This window comes from Chitinophaga sp. HK235 (genome assembly GCF_018255755.1).
In the GTDB taxonomy this organism is placed as follows: domain Bacteria; phylum Bacteroidota; class Bacteroidia; order Chitinophagales; family Chitinophagaceae; genus Chitinophaga.
In genome coordinates, this window is record NZ_CP073766.1 from 7,613,926 (window position 1) to 7,634,383 (window position 20,458).

The following is a 20,458-nucleotide window of genomic DNA, read 5'->3' on the forward strand; positions in this document are numbered from 1 at the left end:
TTTGCTGCACCTGCTACAACCCATATGGACGATACTGACCGCCGGAATAGCTGTTCCGGTGCTGATTCATTTATGGCATCGTCGTCCGGGCAGGGTGCTGAAGATAAGCAGTGTACAGTTGCTGGCGGCTTCATCGGTACGTCATGCGCGCAGCTGGCGACTATCAGAATGGTGGCTGCTGTTGCTGCGTTGCCTGCTGATCATATTGCTGGCATTGTTGCTGGCGCGTCCTGTATGGCGTAAACCCATCACGGCCCGCAATACCAAAGGATGGGTGATAGTGGAGAAAGCAGCATACCCCGCTTTTAGTCAACGCATCGATTCTTTGCTGGGTGCTGGTTTTCAGCTGCACGCGGCAGATACTTCGTTTACTTTATTACATCACCCTTCCGCTTTGCCGCCGGATACGACTGCATTGTCGTACTGGCAATTATTGCAAATGCTTCCACAAAAAATACCTGCCGATCTGCCGGTATATCTCTTCACAGGCAACCGGCTGGCGCGTTTTGAAGGTACTAAACCCGCTGTGGCACTGGCCTTACACTGGTACACCACCACGCCTGCAGATTCTGTTGATAACTGGAACGGATATACGTATTTACTTGATAGTGATAGTCTTCGTATACTGAAAGGCCACAGCACGCCCACAGGTACTACCTGGCAAATACAGGATACCCTTCAGCAGGGAGATACGGCTGCATTATATTGTACCATCTATACAGACAAATACGCGGCAGACGCCCGCTATCTGGAAGCGGCGTTACAGGCGGTGCAGCAATACACCCATCGCAAAATCAAAATACAGATCATCCGGCATCCGGATGCGCTTCCGGCAAAACAGGACTGGCTCTGGTGGTTGTCCGACAGTCCGCTGCCTGCCAATACCCGCGCTGTCCGCAGTATCCGTTATGCCAGCGGCATTGCGCAGCCACTGACGGCTTGGATAGCTGGCAGTACTATCCCGCTGTATAAACGGCTTCCCGTAAAAGATACCGCCGGTGTTTTATGGAAAGACAGTTACGGTGTTCCACTCCTGACACAACAGACTTTATACATTCATCTGGACCCGTCCTGGAGTGAACTGGTGTGGAGCAGCGAATTTCCGCAGCGCCTGCTGGACCTGATGTTCCCGGCTATTGTTGATAAAAGCCATGACCGCCGGATGATAGACGCGCAACAACTGGAACAGCCTTCCATACAACCGGCTGCGAAAGTTGCGTCTATCCCTCAGGAGGAAACATCGCTGGAAAATATAACCTGGATATTATTGTTCCTTATCTTTTGTATGGAACGTTATTTTTCATTTAAGTCAAATAAAAAAAAGTGTATAACAGTAACGGGCATACGAAACTGGTAGCGATACGTTCCGCATGGATACGTAGTCAGTTGTTGCGTTACCTGTTGCTGGCGCTGGCACTGGCAGCTCCGTTGGCCCTGCTGGGCTGGATACCGGCTGTTACAGCGGCTTTCATCTGTCTGGGGGCGCTGCTTTGGTGGTATCGGCCCTGGCGCCTTCCGCTGGAGGAAGTTGCCACCTATCTGATTCAGACATTTCCGGAGCTGGAAGACAGCACCGCACTTGTCCTGAAACCGGCCGGAGAACGAAACCTGCTGGAAACATTGCAGGTAGAGAAAATAAGTCCGGTGCTCAGCACCTTGCACTTGCCCTCCCGTTTTTACAGGCCGGTATACCGTGCTGCTGTTGTTGCTGGTTTTATGTTGCTTTTTACGCTGGGCTGGTACTGGTTGCGCGCCCATATGGTTTATCCGCTGGCAGGAAACAGTCTTGCAACAACCCAGGCTGCGGCAAAGGAAAAAATACTGCCAGGTATTAGTCATGTCCGTATCAACATTCAGCCGCCAGCATATACGCATCTGCCTTCCCGTGTCCAGCAAGGATTTAATATCACGGCCCCGGATAGTGCAGGCATACACTGGGAGATACAAACCAGTCAACCGGTACAGCATCTCTCCTTATTATTCAATGACAGTACCCGGCTGGAACTGAAGCCTGGAAAGGATAGCACTACGTGGACTGCTGCCCGTACCGTAAAAAAATCCGGCTTCTATCAGGTGCAGCTGAATGACCAGTTGTCTGAACTATACCAGCTACAGCTGTTACCCGACCAGCTGCCGGTGATCCGTATTGCCAGTCCCAAACCCTTTACTACCATAGAATTCGGGCAGTCCACCAAAGTAAACGTACAAGCTGCGTTGTCTGATGATTACGGCATCCGGGATGCCCGGATAGCCCTCACCATCGCCAGCGGCAGCGGAGAGGCGGTGCGTTTCAGCGAGAAGGAACTATCTTTTGATAACAGCTTCAGTGCACAGTCACCTGCCTACCAGGTGAATAAAGTCCTTAACCTGAGCGCCATGGGCATGAAGCCCGGTGATGAACTGTATTTTCATATACGCGTTACCGATACCCGCCAGCAGGAAACCCGCTCAGATGTGTATATCATCACGCTGCCGGATACAGCACAGCTGTTCAGCATGGAAGGAATGGTCACCGGCGTGGCTTTTAAACCGGAGTATTTCCGTAGCCAGCGTCAGATCATCCTTGACGCGGAACAGCTGATCCGGGAAAAAGACAGCCTGGGGCCTGCCCGGTTCAACAGCCGTAGTAACGAGCTGGGGACCGATCAGAAACTGCTACGCCTCCGTTATGGTAAGTTTCTCGGTGAAGAATCGGAATCCAACATCGGTGATCCCAGAGCAGCCGCAGAAGAAGGGCATGATGATCATGATCATGGACATGATCATCACGGAGAAGAACATACGAACAACGATCCAAAGGATTTTGGCAACGCAGCAAAAGTGCTTGATGAGTTTACAGATAAGCACGATAATGCAGAAGATGCCACCTTCTTTGATCCGGCTATCAAACAACAATTAAAAGCCACGCTTACCGAAATGTGGAAGTCGGAGCTGCAATTACGTTTGTACAAGCCCCAGGAGGCATTACCGTTCGCCTACAAGGCTTTAAGGCTCCTGAAGGACCTGCAGCAGCAATCCCGCGCCTATGTGGCTAAAACCGGCGTTAAAACCACGCCGCTGAAGCCGGAGAAACGGCTGACGGGAGAACAGGACAAAATTCATCCTATGGTGAAAAAAGAAACCAGCACCTACAAGGATGAGATGGAAGCGGTGCGTGCAGCCCTTTCCATACTGGATGCCAGAAGGGCAGGAGACAGCAGCGCCGCTCCGGATATATTGCAGGAAGCCCTCAAGCTACTGACTACACGGGCAGCTGCGGCACCGGCTGTATATCTGCCGGCACTCGAAGCCCTGCGCCGTATTGGTCAGCACCAGGGAACAACCAGGGATATACTGATTGCCCAGCGCGGACTACAGAAAATATTAACCGTTCCGTCACAACAGCCGCAGCCCGCAGCCGCTCCGGTGGGAACCTCGCTGCCACAGCGTTATTTCAAGAACCTTAAAACCGGTGCCATCCCATGACAAGCTGGAGTTATATCGTCCTTTTGGCTGGCCTGGTAACCATGATCGTACTGCTGATACAGGAGCTGCGCCGGGAAAACAAACGACATCTATGGTTGCGTATAACCGCTGCCGTTATAGCAGTGGCAGGTGTTGTGTTAATGGGGCTACCCTTGTACCTCACCCAAAAAATCAATACACCGGTGCCGGCGGATACTGCAATCAAACAGCCCGTGCTCACCGGTATCGTCGCCTGCCATTGGCCGCGTACCCTGACAGCAGGCCAGGAATGGCCGGTGCAGGGCACCTATAATAATACAGCTGCCAGGCCCGTAACATTACGGCTGGCCGGATTTGATACCGTCCTCGATTCTGTGGTGATACCCGCCGGGCAACAACAGGTTTTCTCCCTGAAAGCAATACCGCTGCATCAGGGCAGGGCCGTATACCGGATCACTGTTATCACGGGAACGGATACACTGGAACAACAACCGCTACCACTGGAAGTCCGGAAACAAACACCGCTGTCGGTACTGTTCCTGGCTTCATCTCCTGATTTTGAAAATCGTTTTCTGGCTGACTGGCTGGTACAGCAGGGAAATGCAGTGGCGGTGCGTACACTCGTTTCCGGTAATAAATACATCACCCGTTTTGCTAATATTCCACAGCTGCCGCTGGAACAGCTCACCCCTGCGCTGCTGGATAACTTTGACCTCGTGGTCGCTGATCCGGCAGCGATGAATAAAACCATCCGTGCCTGGCTGGAAAATGCAGGCATTGGTTTGGTGCTGAAAGCCGACAGTACAGGTATATCTCAAACGCCGCTATCCCTCTGGCTGTCTGGCGGCCGGAAGCTGCCTGCGCTGCCCGTAGATCCTGCCGCTACCTTGCCTTCCGGCAGCACGGTGTTACCACTCGTACAGGACAGCCTGCATCGTGCTTATGTAACAGTCACCATCGCCGGTGCAGGTAAACTGGTGAGGTCCCATATCAGCAATACTTTCAGCTGGCTGCTGCAAGAACAGGAAACTGCTTATCAGCAGTATTGGTCTGCAGTCCTCAACGCAGCCGCCCGGAAAAAATCCACGGAAGAAAAAATCTCTTTTTATCCGGAGATCGCTCATCAGCATCAGCCGCTGGAAATACAGCTGGAAACCACGATGGCTCCTTTCCTGAAAGCCGGTAAGGTGACTTTGTACCTGGCACAGCATCCCTGGTTGCCATACCGCTGGAGCGGCACCTGGTGGCCGGAAAAAGCAGGATGGCAGTCATTTGCTACCGCTGCCGGGGTACAGTGGAATTATATCTTTCAGCCGGGTGACTGGAAAAACAGTGCTACTGCAGCATCCCGTCCTGCAGACTTATCCCCTCAGCCGCAAACCATTCGGGAACGTGTGTCTCCCTGGTGGTTTATCATTCCATTATTGTTATCACTTACTTTCTTATGGTGGGAAAAGAAAATGTGACGAGCGGCGAAAAATAATAAGGAAAAAAAATTAGCTTAGGCTTCTGATAGGGTTACAAGGTTTTATGCTCATGAGATGATACATCACAAGTGTTATGTCAGCTTGTTTCATTATTTGTGAATGAAATTACAGATACCTGTCTTCAACTAAAATCTAAACCAAACTAAACCGGAGGACTTTTCTATTGAAACGTAAAGACTTTATCCAGCTTTCCGCGATGGGACTGGGTGCGCTCGTCCTGCCGAACTTTTCTGCTTTCGGCAAATCCGTTGATCCATCTCAGTTTCTCAATGATGGCATCGATGTAAAATTGAAGAAACAACTGGCAGATGTGGCTTTAAATGCTGCCCGTGGCAAAGGGGCTACCTATGCCGACGTGCGCATCGGCCGCTACCTCAACCAGTTTGTAGTCACCCGCGAGGCAAAAGTGCAGAACATTGCCAATGCGGAATCATTTGGTGTAGGCATCCGCGTAATCGCCAATGGCTGCTGGGGCTTCGCTGCCACCAACGTAGTCACTAAAGAGGCGATCGCCAAAGCAGCAGAAAGAGCGGTGGCCGTGGCTAAAGCCAATTCCAGAGTGAATGCGGACCCCGTAAGACTGGCACCGCAGAAAGGTTATGGTGAAGTGTCCTGGAAAACACCCATCCAGCAAAATGCCTTTACCATACCGGTAAAAGATAAGGTAGACCTGCTGCTGGGCGTCAACAACATCGCCATGAAAGGAGGAGCCAGCTTTGTCAATTCCGCTATCCTGGCCATCAACGAACAAAAGTTTTTTGCTTCCACCGATGGGTCTTATATAGATCAGGACATACATCGTCTTTTCCCGACTTTCACCGTCACTAAGATAGACCGCGCCAGCGGTAAATTTGAAACCCGCAAATCACTCAGCTCTCCGGTAGGTATGGGATATGAATATCTCACGCCTACGGCAGACAATAAGGTAGGCGGTGTGGTGACCCGTTATAAAGACCGTTACGATATGCTGGAAGACGTGAAAAACGCCACCGCAGACGTAGACCAGAAACTGAAAGCCAAATCAGTGGAACCCGGTAAATACGATCTGGTGCTGGATCCTTCCCATCTCTGGCTTACCATCCACGAATCAGTGGCGCACCCTACAGAACTGGACCGCGTACTGGGCTACGAAGCCAACTATGCCGGTACCAGCTTCCTCACACTCGACAAGTGGAAATCACGCAACTTCCAGTTTGGCAGCAAACTGGTGAATGTGGTGGCAGACAAACTGCAGCCCGGTTCTCTCGGTGCCGTAGGATATGACGATGAAGGCGTGAAATGTGGTCAGTGGGACCTGATCAAAGACGGTGTGCTGGTCAACTACCAGGCTATCCGTGACCAGGCCCATATCATCGGCCTCGATCATTCACAAGGTTGTTGCTACGCGCAAAGCTGGTCCGATGTGCAGTTCCAGCGTATGCCCAACGTATCCCTGCAGCCAGGAAAAGAAAAGCTGAGCGTAGATGATATGATCAAAAATGTAGAGAAAGGTATCTACATCATCGGTGATGGCTCTTTCTCTATCGACCAGCAACGCTATAACTTCCAGTTTGGCGGACAAACATTCTACGAAATAAAGAACGGACAGATTGTGGGCATGCTGAAAGATGTGGCCTACCAGGCTAATACACAGGAGTTCTGGAACAGCTGTACCGCTATCGCTGACAAGAGCGACTACCGCCTCGGTGGCGCCTTCAACGATGGTAAGGGCCAGCCCGGACAGTCCAACGCGGTGTCGCATGGCAGTTCCACTACCCGCTTCAATGGTGTAAACGTTATTAACACAGCAAGAAAAATCTGATCTAACGCACATGGCTATATTAAAAAAAGAAGAAGCAAAAGCATTACTGCAGAAAGTGCTCGCCTACTCCAAAGCAGATGAATGCGAAGTGTCCCTCCGCGGAGAAGAAGGCGGCAACATCCGCTATGCGCGCAATGCCGTATCTACTGCCGGAGATATCGATAATATCACCCTATCTGTCACCTCTTCCTTTGGCAAACGCTCCGGTACCGCCACCATCAACGAGTTTGATGATGCCGCCCTGGAAAGGGTGGTGAAACGCGCTGAAGAGCTGGCCCGCCTGGCTCCGGAGAATCCGGAGTATATGCCGCTCCGTGGTCCTGCCGATTTTAAGGATTCCAAAACATATGTTGAAGCTACTGCCGCCATGACGCCGGATACCCGCGCAGAGGCCGTAGCCAAAAGTATTCAGGTAGCTAAAGAAGCAAGCCTTGAAGCCGCAGGCTTCATCGAAAACACCTCCAGCTTCAGCGCTATCATGAATTCCAAAGGTCTGTTTGCTTATGATAGAGATACCAACGTAGTGTTTACCATTACTACCCGCAACAATGCCGGAACTGGTTCCGGCTTTGCTGCGCGGGGATACAACGACATCAGCAAACTGGACACGCTTGCTGCTACAAAGATCGCTGCCACCAAGGCCAGCGGATCTGCCGGTGCCAGAGCGATAGAGCCGGGTAAGTACACCGTGATACTGGAGCCGGTAGCTGCCACTTACATGCTCGAAAACATGTTCCGCGGCCTCGACGCCCGTAATGCAGATGAAGGCCGTAGCTTCATGAGCAAACCCGGTGGTGGTAACCGTATCGGTGAACAGCTCATGGACGAAAAAGTGACACTCTACTCTGATCCGTTCCATCCCGATTTGCCTGCCAATACCTGGAGCCGCGATGGTTTCCCACTCGAAAAAACAACCTGGGTAGACAAAGGAGTCGTGAAAAACCTTGTCTATTCCCAGTACTGGGCTAAAAACAAAGGTGTACAGCCTGTGCCGCAGCCCTCCAATATCATCATGGAAGGTGGCACCGCCTCACTGGAAGACCTGATCAAAAGCACAGAAAAAGGGATTCTCGTTTCCCGTCTGTGGTATATCAGGTTGGTGGATGCCCAGACACTGCTGCTGACCGGCCTTACCCGCGACGGAACTTTTTACATCGAAAACGGTGAAATCAAATATCCTGTTAAAAACTTCCGCTTCAATGAAAGCCCGGTCATCATGCTCAACAATGTGGAGGCGCTGGGTAAAACAGAAAGAAGCATCAGTATTGAATCCTACAGGAGTTATCTGATTCCGCCGATGAAGATCAGGGACTTTACTTTTACCTCTCTGTCCGACGCTATTTAGAAGGAATATTATCATGATTGAATGGATGGATGTTTTGTTCGCTGTAACTTGTTATATTTAAACAATAATAGCAGCCAACAGAGCATCCATTTTTTTTAGCCAATGCGCAGTTGTCCCCCGAAGAAGAACGAACCGCCAAAGTCCCCGTGCAGCAACCCTTTTAAGTGATTATAAAATATTTTGCCATGTTATTACCTGAACTTAATGCCATCAACTTTAGTACTGAAAAATTTATGATCAACCTTTAATCCTGCTATAATGAAAAGAAGAGACTTCCTCCATTACACAGGCCTTGGGCTGGGTGCAGGTTTGCTGTCCCAGATACCCATTATCGGAAAAGCGGTTCCTTTAGACGCTCCCTGGTATACAATCGACCCTGCCAGAAAAAAGGAACTCGCCGATGTGGCCCTTAATGCAGCCCGTAGTAAAGGTGCATCCTATACGGATGTGCGCATAGGCCGCTATCTCAACCAGTTTCTCATAACCCGTGAAGACAAGGTTGAAAATGTTGTTAACACTGAATCTTATGGAATCGGCATCCGTGTGCTCGCCAACGGTTGCTGGGGCTTTGCTTCCACCGATCAGATGGACAAGGACAGCATCGCCAGAACAGCCGCTACTGCAGTGGCTATCGCCAAAGAAAATGCCCGTCTGCTCACCACCCCTGTACAGCTCGCACCACAAAAAGGATATGGTGAAGTAAGCTGGAAAGCCCCTGTCGAAAAAAATGCTTTCGAAGTGCCGGTAAAGGAGAAGGTAGATCTGCTGCTTTCTGTCAACGATGTCGCCATGAAAAACGGCGCTGACTATGTAGGCTCTTATATGTTCCTGGTGAATGAACAGAAATACTTCGCCAGCTCCGACGGGTCCTATATAGATCAGGATGTACACCGTATCTGGCCTACTTTCCAGATCACCAAAATCGACAAGGCCACCGGCAAGTTTGAAACACGCGATGCACTCAGCGCTCCACGCGGCATGGGATATGAGTACATGATCCCCCGTGAATCGGACAAGATTAAAGGGGTGACAACGTTGTACCGTGACCGTTATGATATGGTAGAAGATGCCCGACAGGGCGCACAGCAGGTAGGGGAGAAGCTGAAAGCCAAATCTGTGGAGCCAGGAAAATATGACCTGATCCTCGATCCTTCCCATCTCTGGCTGACCATTCACGAATCGGTAGGACACCCGACTGAACTGGACCGTGTGCTGGGCTATGAAGCCAACTTTGCCGGTACCAGCTTCCTGACCCTCGACAAATGGGAGTCTAAGAAATTCCAGTTCGGTAGTCCGCTGGTAAACATCGTGGCGGATAAAACACAACCAGGCTCTCTGGGCGCTGTAGGCTATGATGACGAAGGGGTAGGTACACAGAAATGGGACCTGATTAAAGATGGTGTGCTGGTCAACTACCAGGCTATCCGTGACCAGGCACATATCATCGGATTGAACCAGTCTCAGGGCTGCTGCTATGCCCAAGGTTGGTCTGATGTGCAGTTTCAGCGTATGGCCAATGTATCCTTGCAACCCGGTACAGCTTCCCTGACGCCTGCCGAAATGATCAAAAATGTAGAGAAAGGTATCTTCATCGCAGGCAACGGCTCTTTCTCCATCGATCAGCAGCGCTACAATTTCCAGTTCGGCGGACAGGTCTATTATGAAATCAAAAACGGCCAGATCGTGGGCATGCTCAAAGATGTGGCTTACCAAAGCAATACACAGGAATTCTGGAACTCCTGTGCTGCCATCGCAGATAAAAGGGATTACCGCCTCGGAGGTTCCTTCTTCGATGGAAAAGGCCAGCCATCGCAGGTGAGCGCCGTTTCCCACGGCTCTGCCACTGCACGTTTCAACGGAGTAAATGTTATTAATACAGCTAGAAAAATTTAATATATGCCGATACTCAGTAAAGAAGCAGCGCAGGCATTATTGAAAAAAGTGCTTGCCTACTCAAAAGCAGATGAATGTGAGGTACGCCTCTTTGGTGGCGAATCCGGTAATGTGCGTTATGCGCGTAACGCCGTATCTACCAGTGGTGCCAACAGTAAAAGTACACTGGTGGTATCTTCTGCTTTCGGTAAAAAACTGGGAACAGCTACCATCAACGAATTTGATGATGCTTCCCTGGAGAAGGTGGTCAGAAGAGCAGAAGAACTGGCCCGCCTGGCACCGGAGAACCCGGAATACATGTCTGTTCTGGGCCCGCAGCAATATGCCGCCGCATCTGCTACCTTTCATAAAGATACAGCTGCCGTAGACCCGGCCTACCGCGCAGAAGCAGTAGCACAAAGCCTCTCCATCACCAAACAAAATCACCTGGTGGCGGCCGGTTATCTGGAAAACAACGTCGGCTACTCCGCCATAATGAATTCCAAGGGGCTTTTCGCCTACTACGATTCTACAGACATTAACTTCAGCATCACCGTCCGCACAGAAGACGGTACCGGCTCCGGTTATGCAGCTAAAGCATATAACGACGTCACCAAACTGGATATTAAAAAAGAATCCAGCGCAGCGGCTATGAAAGCTGCTGGTTCCAAAGGCGCTAAAGCATTGGAACCCGGCAAATACACGGTGATCCTGGAACCCGCCGCTTCCATCGTGTTACTGGAAAATCTCATCTTTGGTATGGATGCCCGCAGTGCGGAAGAAGGCAGAAGTTTCCTCAGTAAGGCTGGCGGCAAAACCAAGCTGGGAGATAAACTCATGGATGATAGTGTTACTATCTACTCCGATCCCTGGCATCCTGATATGCCTACTTCCTATTACAACGGTGATGGAAGACCCCAGGAAAAAATCACCTGGATCGAAAAAGGAGTGGTTAAAAATATGTATTATTCCCGCTACTGGGCACAGAAGGATAATGTAAGAGCCGTTCCTTCTCCGGATGCCTTTATCATGGAAGGCGGTACTGCTTCGCTGGAAGATCTGATCAAAAGCACTGAGAAGGGTATCCTCGTAACACGCTTCTGGTATATCCGTCCGGTAGACCCACAAACGCTGTTGTTTACAGGGCTTACCCGCGACGGAACTTTCTACATCGAAAACGGAGTGATCAAACATCCGGTGAAGAACTTCCGTTTCAATGAAAGTCCGGTGATCATGTTGAATAACGTGGAAGCCCTGGGTAAACCAGAAAGGGCAGTGAGTGGTGAAAGTGGCGCCAGTGCCATATTACCGCCGATGAAACTGCGGGAGTTTACCTTCACTTCTTTGTCAGATGCGATCTAAGCGTCGCATCAACGGAAATAAAAGAGGCCTGAGCAGATAACATTGCTCAGGCCTCTTTTTTAGTTTATGATCTCTTCGGATTCTTTATTTCTGGGTAGATAGTATAAATAATAGAAAGCCAGTATGAGCAGACCGGATACAAAAGGAATCAGGGCCAGGTGTTTAAAGGTGACGGGACCTGTTATCACCTGCGCATCAAAATGGAAAAACTCGCTGATCATCCAGTAAGAGTTGGCAGAGATCCATAAGGAGATGGCCACATTATGGCACAGCTCCGACATAAACTGTCTGGTACGCCAGGCTATTACCAGAGAGATGATAAGGGTGGGGAAGATCATGGCTATACCCAGTGGTTTCCAGATCATGCACCAGCTGATGTCTTTCAACAGCCAGAAAACAATATGCAGGTTTTCCATTTTCCGGTAACTTAAAGGAATAGTGTATACCGGCGCAGATTTGGCCTCTTTGATCATACTGTGCTAGAGATTAAAGTTGATAAGTTTGCAAAAATATAAAAACACCTTCACAGTGGCTGGAAAATTTGCGTGGGAATAATGTTTATATTCGCTGGCATGAACGCATTTTACTGGTCATTCCGCCATACTCGTTTTCACGGGATCAACTGGATTCCGGAAGAGTTCAGCCGTGTGATGATCATTATTCATGGTATTGGGGAAGATATCAGCCGTTATGCGCCGGTGGCGCGGTTCTTCAATCAGGAAGGATATGCGGTGGTAGGGCTCGATCATTACGGGCATGGTAAAAGTGATGGCAAAAGAGGCGCTACGCCCGGGTTTGAATATATACTCGACTATGAAGCCGCTTTCCTGGCGCATATAAAGGAACTGTACCATAAACCGGTGGTGATGTATGGCCATAGTATGGGTGGTGGCGTGCTGACCGGTTTCCTGCTCAGAAGATCCCCCGATATCCTGGCTGCTGTTATCTCCGCTCCGGCACTGATTGTGGCCAAACGCCCGGGTGCCTTGCTCCGTGGCCTGCTGAAGATGCTGAACCGCGTGGTGCCTAATATCCGACTCAACCAGGGCCTGGATATCACCAAAATTTCCCATGATTTAGAAGAAGTGGAAAAGTTCCGTCATAACCCCCTTCGCCATGATAAAATAAGTATACGGCTGGCGAATGATATGATTCAGAATGGCCTGTGGTGCCTGGAACATGCTGATACCCTGAAAACCCGCTCCCTGCTTATCCATGGTGTCGATGATGCCTTCACGGCGGTGGAAGGCTCCCGCCTCTTTGCCGACAAAGCCCCTGCTTCGATGCTGACTTACCGGGAATGGCCCGGCGACTATCATGAACTGCACAACGAATTTAACCGTAAGGAAGTGCTGAATTTTATTGCCGGCTGGCTCAGTGCGGTACGCTGACAGTGCATACTATATACCTTGCGTAGTGAGTTGCTACATTCGTATAAAACAATACATCCTATGGCCATTAGAAAACGAAAGGAGAGTGCCGATCTTACCGTTAGCCCGGGATCGGACGTAGTCCTTAACATCAGCATCGGAAACGCTCAGATAGGCGCCAGCGTTATACGCCTTGACAATGATGATAACCCCCTTGCAAAAGGTGAAATCCGTAACCTCCAGCTGGGAAAGGCAGATCAACTGAAGGGCAAAGTCCTGCATGTGATTACCAACGTACTGGATACCAACAGCCTTACCAATGGCATCGTTGTTACCTACTCCTTCAGTGGATGTACCCCTTCCGTGGTCCTCTACCAGGATGAAGTAATAACAGATGGAGACATCATGTCCTTTTTGCTGGACTTTAATTTTAAATAGACCATGAAAAAGTTACTCCTATGGACGTTGCTCCTGGCAGCAACCAGTCCCGGCTATGCCCAGTTGAAAGACTCCCTGAAGATATCCGATATGACCATGCCTACGGCACCCGGATTGATCCTGGCAGACAAGGCGCCGGCAGCCATCGACAAACCCGTCAACCCCAAAGCATTTGGTATCAGCCTGCTGAACCTGTGGCAGGGTGGCGCGGTAGAGGTCACACCATACTGGCTTACCAACAAGCCCGGTCTGACCTTCGAACGTTACCTCAATAACCGTTTCCCCATTCTGCAGACGTTTAATGTCTCCGCAGCCACCTTCAAAACAGACACCTCCACCAGTCTGTCTGCCGGCTTCCGGACACAGGTATTCCGCTTTTTCTACCGTAAAAACCGGGATGCCATGATGAAGAAGAAAAAGGAAATAGAGGACCTGTTGGCTACAGATCCTGATAAGCTCGACACCGTAGCCATCGCGCAGAAAAATGCTGAACTGCGGGCCATGTTTGATGTGCAGCGCAATCAGGGCGTCGTGATCGTAGAACTGGCAGGTGCCCTGGCCGGCGATGCGCCTAATAACAGATTCAAAAACCTGTCGACATCCCGCTCCGGTATCTGGACCAACGTACGCTGGGCTCCCGGCAACTTCCCGCTCGACTTCGTCGCCCTGGGCCGCTATACCTGGAGCAACACACCCGCCGACAGTAACCTGCTCGATTATGGGATGTCCGTCAACTACCAGAAAGGTCGCTTCGACCTATCTGCCGAATATGTCAACCGTCACGATCTGAAGAACGCCATCAACTATGACCGCCTGGCCTTTATCGCCAACTTCATGATCAGCGACAGCTTCTACGCCGTAGCTGCCTTTGGCAAAAACTTCGATAAAAAGGATAACATCCTCGCCGTATTTGGTGTTAAGTTTGCGTTGTCAAGAGAACGCCTGAAACTGTGATTAATGCTGATACTCCTGATTTTCCTGATGGGCGAAGACATAAGCGAAAATAAAAAGCGAAGAAGCCATTGAATATAATTTCAATGGCTTCTTCGCTTTTATCATCATCTGATACATCACTACTTCCTTCATCTTCGCTCACATCTCCGCTCATCAGGAGCATCAGTGGTATCATATCCATCATGGTTCCGGCTCATCAGGAAAATCAGGAGTATCAGCATTCATCACCGTTATGGGTTGGTGGACCATAACCCCGCTGATTTCAGCAGCACTCTTCTGTTCATTTTAAGCTGCGCAACGATGAACTCCGCGAGGTCTTCAGGCTGCAATACTCTCTCCGGGTTGCCATCGGTGAGGTTGAGTGCTTTGGCCATATCGGTGGCGATGGTGCTGGGGGTGAGGGCGCTGACGCGTATATTATGTTTTCTTACTTCAAGCATCAGTGATTCGGTGAGGCCCAGCAGGCCAAACTTAGAGGCGCTGTAGGCGCTGGTGAGCGGGGCGCCACGCTGGCCGGCTGTAGAAGCTATGTTGATGATGTCGCCGGTTTGACGGGCTATCATGTCTGGTAATATAGCACGGGTTACATAGTATACGCCGAGCAGGTTTACACGGATAATGTCTTCCCATTGTGCGGGAGTGAGGTCCATAAATCCGCCGAATGCGGCGATACCTGCATTGTTGATCAGAATGTCGATGCTGCCCAGCTCCTGGGTAAGAGTGGCTACGGCTGCGTTTACGGCTTCCATGGAGCCCACGTCGGCAATAGCATAGGTGGCTTTAACACCCAGCCCGCTAACAGCTTCTACCACTTCTTTCAACGGTGCTTCACTGCGGCCTATTAAAGCAATATCTGCCCCTTCCTGTGCGAGGGCCACGGCTACAGCACGTCCTATTCCTTTACCACCGCCTGTGATCAGCACCTTTTTTCCTTGTAATGATTCCATATTTACTGCTTTTAGCCCGCAAAGATAACCCCTGTCACCCGTAACAGGCGTTAATTTTTGTTTATCTTCGTTTTTTTAAGGCCATACACGTATGATAACTATTTCCAACGAATTGCTGACGATTCAACTGGCTGAGGCTGGTGCAGAACTGCAACATATTGTCCGTAACGATTCCGGGCTGGAATACCTGTGGAGCGGAGATCCTGCCATATGGGGTAAAAAAAGCCCCGTGCTGTTCCCGATTGTAGGCGGACTGAAAAATAATACCTACACCTATAATGGTCACGCATACACGCTGGGAAGACACGGTTTTGCCAGAGAACAGGTTTTTACGGTAGAAGAGCATACCGGTACACAGGTTACCTTCCTGCTGAAAGACAGCGACGCTACTTTATCCGTATATCCGTTCCGGTTTGTTTTTCGGGTACGTTATGTGCTGGAAGGTGACAGGCTGCAGGTGAGTTATCTGGTGGAAAATACAGACAGTAAGGAATTGTTCTTTTCTGTAGGCGGGCATCCGGCTTTCAGGGTCCCGCTGGTGGAGGGTTCCGGCTACGAAGATTATTACCTGGAATTCAATAAAACAGAAACGGCTGGCCGCTATCCGCTGTCTCCGGGAGGGCAGATAGAGCTGACACCGGTACCGTTATTACAACAAACACAGGAACTGCCTTTAAAGAAGTCGTTGTTCCTGGAAGATGCGCTGGTATTCAAAAACCTGACTTCCGATGCCATCAGTATCCGCAGCCATAAAACACCACATGGCCTCACGGTATCATTTGATGGTTTCCCTTATATGGGCATATGGGCCGCCAAAAACGCGGACTTTGTATGTATTGAACCCTGGTGTGGCATCGCCGACAATGTGGCTGCCACCGGTGAACTAAGTGAAAAAGAAGGCATCAACAAATTAGCGCCGGGAGAAAAATTTGAACGCACCTGGACCGCCTCGTTTTTTTAATCTATGTCATGAATTATAAAATCATCACCGATGAACAAGCCCTGAAAGCGTTCATCGACTGGCTGCCGGCTTGTAATGAGCACGAGCAGTATTACCTATGCCTGCTGTCCCGTACCAAATATCTGGAAGGAGATCACGGCCTTAAAGCCGATAAACAACAGCTGAAACGTTTCACCAGCAAAAAAGAAAATATGCTGGAAAAAATAAAGCAGCTGGAATGTGCTGTCGGGGCCTATACACAAGGTGGTATCATCATCCCGCAGGAAGCGCTGGCCCTGTATATCAGCATTAATCCCCGCGACCTGTGGAAGGCTACCTACACTTCGCTGGTGACATTCGCCCAGAACATCCAGGCAGAGGCACGCGTGAAAAATCCACATCAGGAAGTAATGAGCGCTATTCAGCAGTCATGCAGCAACAAATACTATATCGATATTGATGTGGATGCCAAAGATCCGGCCATCCTGGAGCAAATCAGGGAATACCTGAATCCTTCCTGCCTGACGGTCATGGAAACAAGAGGTGGCTATCATGTGTTGGTAGAGCTGGCAGCAGTGGACCCGGCATTTAAAAAATCATGGCATCCCAATATCATGAAGCTGCCGAATGTAGATCAGAGCGGAGATAATATCGTTCCTGTGCCGGGATGTACACAGGGTGGTTTCACACCGAAGTTTATTTAGAGATTTAGTTATTTTCTTATTTAGGGATTTAAGCCTTCATTCAATCATCAAATCCCTAAATAAGAAAATAACTAAATAACTAAATTAAAAATTATATCCTGCTTTCAGACCAAAGAACCCGTGGGTGCCGTCTTTAAACCAAGCTTCATATTTTCCTTCTACATCCAGGCCCAGTAAACGGATACCCAGACCAGGAGCTACCAGCGCACCGGTACCATTGTTGTAATCACCGGTAAAGTGGGCGGTACCGCCTTCTACTTTCACATACAGGATAGACACCAGTTGATAACGCAGACCCAGTCTTACCGGTATCACTTTGGCAGAAGCAATTTTAATATTGCCGTTGTCGAGGGTCTTGCCCTTAAAGTAATCAAACCCTACAGAGCCTACGGCGGTGAGGCCGGCAATCAGCTTAACATCTGCCCCCAAACCAACACCAAATCCGGTGTTGTGAGTAGTGCTGAAATCACCGGTGGGGAAACCTACTTCAGCATAAGGACCAATACTGAATCTTTTTAACTGTGCCTGCGAAGTTTGTGCACCCATACATAACGTCAGCATGACTGCCATAAAGGCCAGGATGTTTCTTTTCATAAGAACAAATTTTCAAAGGAAATGGTGGTAGTATTCGTAACAGGTCCAAAAATAAGGAAGAATTACGAATTGCAAGCCACCAATTAAGCCTCCGATTCCTGCAGCACCAGTTGTTTGTCTCCCCGGCCATTGGCGGAAGGTGTTACGGCATGTTCGGGCGTAATCTTCGGCGGCATCAGTTTATACACTACCGGTGTTACGATCCTCGACAGCAGGGTGGAGCTGATAAGGCCACCAATCAGTACAATAGCCAGCGGGGCAATCATTGGGTTGGTGGAGATAGCGATGGGTATCAATCCTCCTATAGCCGTCAGCGATGTCAGTACGATCGGAAGGAAGCGTATCTCGCCGGCTTCCCGTATAGCCGCTTCCAGTGATTTGCCCTGCATCCGCAGCTGATTGGTAAAATCCACCAGCAAGATGGTGTTCTTTACTTCAATACCGGCCAACGCTATCAGTCCCACAATGGCGATAAAAGAAAGGGAGTTGCCGGTAAGCCATAAGGCAACAGCCGCACCTACGATACCCAGCGGTATTACAGACAGCACGATCAGCGTACTTTTAAAGGTTTTAAATTCCAGTATCAGTACAGCAATGAACAGAAAAATCGTTACAATGATGATGCTCATAAAACCACCGAAGGAATTTTTCCGGCTCTCTACTTCACCACCCATCTCATAAGTATAGCCAGCAGGTAACTTCAGCTGGTCCATCTGTTGGATCACATCATTGATAACCCGATCCGGCAGAAAACCTTTTTTCACAAAAGCCCCGATGGTGACTAACCTGTTTTTTTCCTGATGATTGATGCTCAGCGGAGAAGTTTCCAGTTGAATGGTCGCTACCTGTGACAAAGGCACAGCGGTACCGGCCATATTGTTGACATACAGGTCGCGGAATACGTCCAGCGTGGGTTTGCCGTCTTTGTGTTTGGTTACCAGGATGTCGTAATCACTGTCGTTTTCGTCATTGTATTTACCCAGGTTGATACCGGCAATGGCTAAACGAACAGCCCTGTCGATGCCCACCGTAGGAATTCCCAGCTGCTGCGCTTTCTCCCTGTCAATGTTTACGCGTACATCTGATTTCAGGGTACTGACAGGATTATTGATGTAGATAGTGCCGGGTGTCTTTGCCAGCATTTTTTCTACCTGACCAGCCAGGATACGCAGGCCGTCGAGGTTATCGCCAAACAGCCGTACTTCTACAGGAGCGGTTACCGGAGGGCCCTGCTCAAAATTCTTTACTTCCACTTTAGCGCCCGGATAAGGTGTCCATTTATGGCGGAGTTTTTCTATAAGGGCTATTTTGTCTGCAGGGCTGGTATGCTCGTCCAGCTGGATGAACAGCTGAGCGTAGTCGCTGTGTTCATTTTCCTGTGCTTCGTTGTAATAGATACGGGGATTGCCTTTGCCGATGTTGCTGGCGATGTAACGGATGTTTTTTTCCTGCCGCAGCTCTTTTTCCAGTTGCTCCACAATATGATTGGTATAGGCGAGGTTGGACTGTGGCGGGGCCAGTACGTTGATCAGGAACTGCGGTTTTTCGGATGCAGGGAAGAGACCGAAGCCAACAGCTTTCATCAATACAATAGAACCACCAAACAACAGCAGCGATACTATCATGGTGAGAACAGGCCGGTGCAGGGCTTTGTCCAGTAACCGGGCATAACTGCCATGGATAAGCTTTTTAAGCAGCCGCATAAAAATATTACCTTCCGGATGACCACTGTGTTCTTTCAATAAACGACTGGCCAGGAAAGGAATAATTGTCAATGATACAATCATAGAGGCCAGTACGCTGAAAATTACAGCCAGCGGCATACTGCGGATAAAATCACCGCTGCCTTCCGGCAGAAACACCAGCGGCATAAAGGCAATGATCAGCGTGGCGGTACATCCTACCACAGCCATGCCTATCTGGCCGGTGGCCTTCAGCGTGGCTTCCATGCGGGTATGTCCTTCCAGCATCCACCGTTCTATGTTTTCTATGACCACAATGCTGTCATCTACCAGCAACCCCAATGCTACTACCAAACCTACTATGCTGAGCTGGTTGAGGTTGTAGCCAAACAGCTGCAACAACACAATGCCAATGGAGAGAGACAAGGGTATCGAAATCATCACGATCAGGGCCGGGCGCTGGCCCAATGGCAACAGCGTAAATGCTACCAGCAGAATGGCAATGATAAAGTCTTTGCCCAGGCCACTTAAGCGATGGTTTACCGCTTCAGCCTGATCAAAGTAATGTACCATGTCTATATTGGCAGGCAGTGTTTGTTTAAACCGCTCTATAACGGGTTTGTACAGTTGTTGTGTTTTACTGATGTTCTCTCCTGATTTCTGGGCGGCAGATACAGTAATACTACGATGCCCGTTTAATCGGGTAAAGTACTTTTCATCTTCAAACCCATAGTACACCTTGGCAATGTCTTTCAGGAAGATGTTTTTTCCGTTGGCAGCCGTAACAATCGTATTGCTGATCTCATCAATGTTTTTGTAGTTACCGCTGGTTTTTATGTTGAAGCTTTTTTCTCCTGCATCGATGCTGCCTCCGGGAATGTTGGCCATTTCGCCCTGGATAGCTGCCAACACGGTGCTGGAAGGAAGATGCAGCTGCGCCATTTTGTCTAGCTCCAGTTCCACCCGCACCTGCTGATCAGGCAGGCCGTGTATCTTCACATTTTTAAGGCTGGATATTTTCTCGAGGTCTTCCTGCAGCTTTTCTGCATAATAACGTAGTTTGTCGCGGGAAGCGTTTTCTGAAATAAGGGCCACCTGTAGCACATTCACATCCGAAGGTTCCAGCTTTCTTACCTCTATGCTGTAAATATCAGTGGGCAGGGATGCTTTTTTGTTGTTGACTTCTCTCACCAGCTCCTGATATTTCTGGTCTACGTTGGAACTGTATTTATACTCTACCCGCATAACAGCCACTCCATCGCTGATAGCGGTACGCAGCCTTTTAATATCGGCCAGGGCATAGATATCTTTCTCCAGCGGGTTCACCACCAGGTCTTCCATGTCTTTAGGGCTGGTGCCGGGATAGATGACCACCACGGTAAACTGCGGCGCTTTCATTTCCGGGTCTTCGGAGCGGGGCATATTGAGGATGGTTGTGATGCCGAGCACAATGATCATTAAGAAGATCACGAGGGTGAACTGATAGTTCTTAACGGCATAACCGGATATTTTCATGAT

At 49.6% G+C, this 20,458-nt stretch carries 17 protein-coding genes; 12 read left to right on the plus strand and 5 right to left on the minus strand.

Translation table 11 applies throughout. The features are described 5' to 3' along the window. Position 1: 1 nt before the first annotated feature. The 7 genes from KD145_RS29355 (at position 2) to KD145_RS29385 (ending at position 11,311) form a co-directional block, all read left to right on the plus strand. Complete coding sequence (locus tag KD145_RS29355; protein WP_212003363.1) at positions 2–1,357, plus strand: BatA domain-containing protein; 1,356 nt, start codon at positions 2–4, stop codon at positions 1,355–1,357. Next, entirely contained in the window at positions 1,324–3,465 is a 2,142-nt protein-coding gene (locus KD145_RS29360; RefSeq protein ID WP_212003364.1) for a DUF4175 family protein, read from the plus strand. Before KD145_RS29355 ends, KD145_RS29360 begins: the two co-directional genes overlap by 34 nt. Further along, on the plus strand, positions 3,462–4,910 hold the full coding sequence (locus KD145_RS29365; RefSeq protein WP_212003365.1) for a hypothetical protein: 1,449 nt from the start codon (positions 3,462–3,464) through the stop codon (positions 4,908–4,910). Before KD145_RS29360 ends, KD145_RS29365 begins: the two co-directional genes overlap by 4 nt. 184 nt (positions 4,911–5,094) lie before the next feature. Continuing rightward, complete coding sequence (locus tag KD145_RS29370) at positions 5,095–6,732, plus strand: TldD/PmbA family protein (RefSeq protein ID WP_212003366.1); 1,638 nt, start codon at positions 5,095–5,097, stop codon at positions 6,730–6,732. A 10-nt stretch (positions 6,733–6,742) separates the two neighbouring features. After that, entirely contained in the window at positions 6,743–8,077 is a 1,335-nt protein-coding gene (locus KD145_RS29375; RefSeq protein WP_212003367.1) for a TldD/PmbA family protein, read from the plus strand. 258 nt (positions 8,078–8,335) lie between these two features. Next, on the plus strand, positions 8,336–9,970 hold the full coding sequence (locus KD145_RS29380) for a TldD/PmbA family protein (RefSeq protein ID WP_212003368.1): 1,635 nt from the start codon (positions 8,336–8,338) through the stop codon (positions 9,968–9,970). 3 nt (positions 9,971–9,973) lie between these two features. Continuing rightward, positions 9,974–11,311 (plus strand): TldD/PmbA family protein, encoded by a 1,338-nt coding sequence (locus KD145_RS29385; protein WP_212003369.1) that lies wholly within the window; start codon positions 9,974–9,976, stop codon positions 11,309–11,311. A 59-nt stretch (positions 11,312–11,370) separates the two neighbouring features. Here KD145_RS29385 and KD145_RS29390 read toward each other — a convergent pair whose 3' ends face one another. Next, on the minus strand, positions 11,371–11,784 hold the full coding sequence (locus KD145_RS29390) for a hypothetical protein (protein WP_249219619.1): 414 nt from the start codon (positions 11,782–11,784) through the stop codon (positions 11,371–11,373). A gap of 99 nt (positions 11,785–11,883) precedes the next feature. On the opposite strand from KD145_RS29390, the gene KD145_RS29395 reads away from it, so the two are divergent. From KD145_RS29395 to KD145_RS29405, 3 genes are read left to right on the plus strand one after another with little or no spacing between them, the layout of a single operon-like run. Further along, positions 11,884–12,702, plus strand: coding sequence for an alpha/beta hydrolase (locus tag KD145_RS29395; protein WP_212003370.1), 819 nt, complete (start codon positions 11,884–11,886; stop codon positions 12,700–12,702). 60 nt (positions 12,703–12,762) lie between these two features. Continuing rightward, complete coding sequence (locus KD145_RS29400; RefSeq protein ID WP_212003371.1) at positions 12,763–13,119, plus strand: hypothetical protein; 357 nt, start codon at positions 12,763–12,765, stop codon at positions 13,117–13,119. A gap of 3 nt (positions 13,120–13,122) precedes the next feature. Beyond that, positions 13,123–14,073, plus strand: coding sequence for a hypothetical protein (locus KD145_RS29405; RefSeq protein WP_212003372.1), 951 nt, complete (start codon positions 13,123–13,125; stop codon positions 14,071–14,073). Here the strand turns inward: KD145_RS29405 and KD145_RS29410 are convergent. Beyond that, positions 14,036–14,248, minus strand: coding sequence for a hypothetical protein (locus KD145_RS29410; RefSeq protein WP_212003373.1), 213 nt, complete (start codon positions 14,246–14,248; stop codon positions 14,036–14,038). The two genes, KD145_RS29405 and KD145_RS29410, sit on opposite strands and share 38 nt — an antisense overlap. Before the next feature lie 55 nt (positions 14,249–14,303). After that, positions 14,304–15,020, minus strand: a complete 717-nt coding sequence (locus KD145_RS29415; protein WP_212003374.1) for a 3-ketoacyl-ACP reductase — start codon at positions 15,018–15,020, stop codon at positions 14,304–14,306. 91 nt (positions 15,021–15,111) lie between these two features. Between KD145_RS29415 and KD145_RS29420 the strand changes: the two genes are divergently transcribed. Together KD145_RS29420 and KD145_RS29425 are read left to right on the plus strand one after the other, a co-directional pair. Next, positions 15,112–15,981 (plus strand): aldose 1-epimerase family protein, encoded by an 870-nt coding sequence (locus KD145_RS29420; RefSeq protein ID WP_212003375.1) that lies wholly within the window; start codon positions 15,112–15,114, stop codon positions 15,979–15,981. 8 nt (positions 15,982–15,989) lie between these two features. Beyond that, the gene (locus KD145_RS29425; RefSeq protein ID WP_212003376.1) at positions 15,990–16,664 is read left to right on the plus strand and encodes a hypothetical protein; all 675 of its coding nucleotides are present in this window, start codon (positions 15,990–15,992) and stop codon (positions 16,662–16,664) included. An 84-nt stretch (positions 16,665–16,748) separates the two neighbouring features. Here KD145_RS29425 and KD145_RS29430 read toward each other — a convergent pair whose 3' ends face one another. Further along, complete coding sequence (locus KD145_RS29430) at positions 16,749–17,258, minus strand: hypothetical protein (protein ID WP_212003377.1); 510 nt, start codon at positions 17,256–17,258, stop codon at positions 16,749–16,751. Positions 17,259–17,341: 83 nt separating this feature from the next. Next, a complete protein-coding gene (locus tag KD145_RS29435) occupies positions 17,342–20,455 on the minus strand; it encodes an efflux RND transporter permease subunit (RefSeq protein ID WP_212003378.1) in 3,114 nt (1,037 codons plus the stop codon). Between the last annotated feature and the right edge of the window lie 3 nt (positions 20,456–20,458).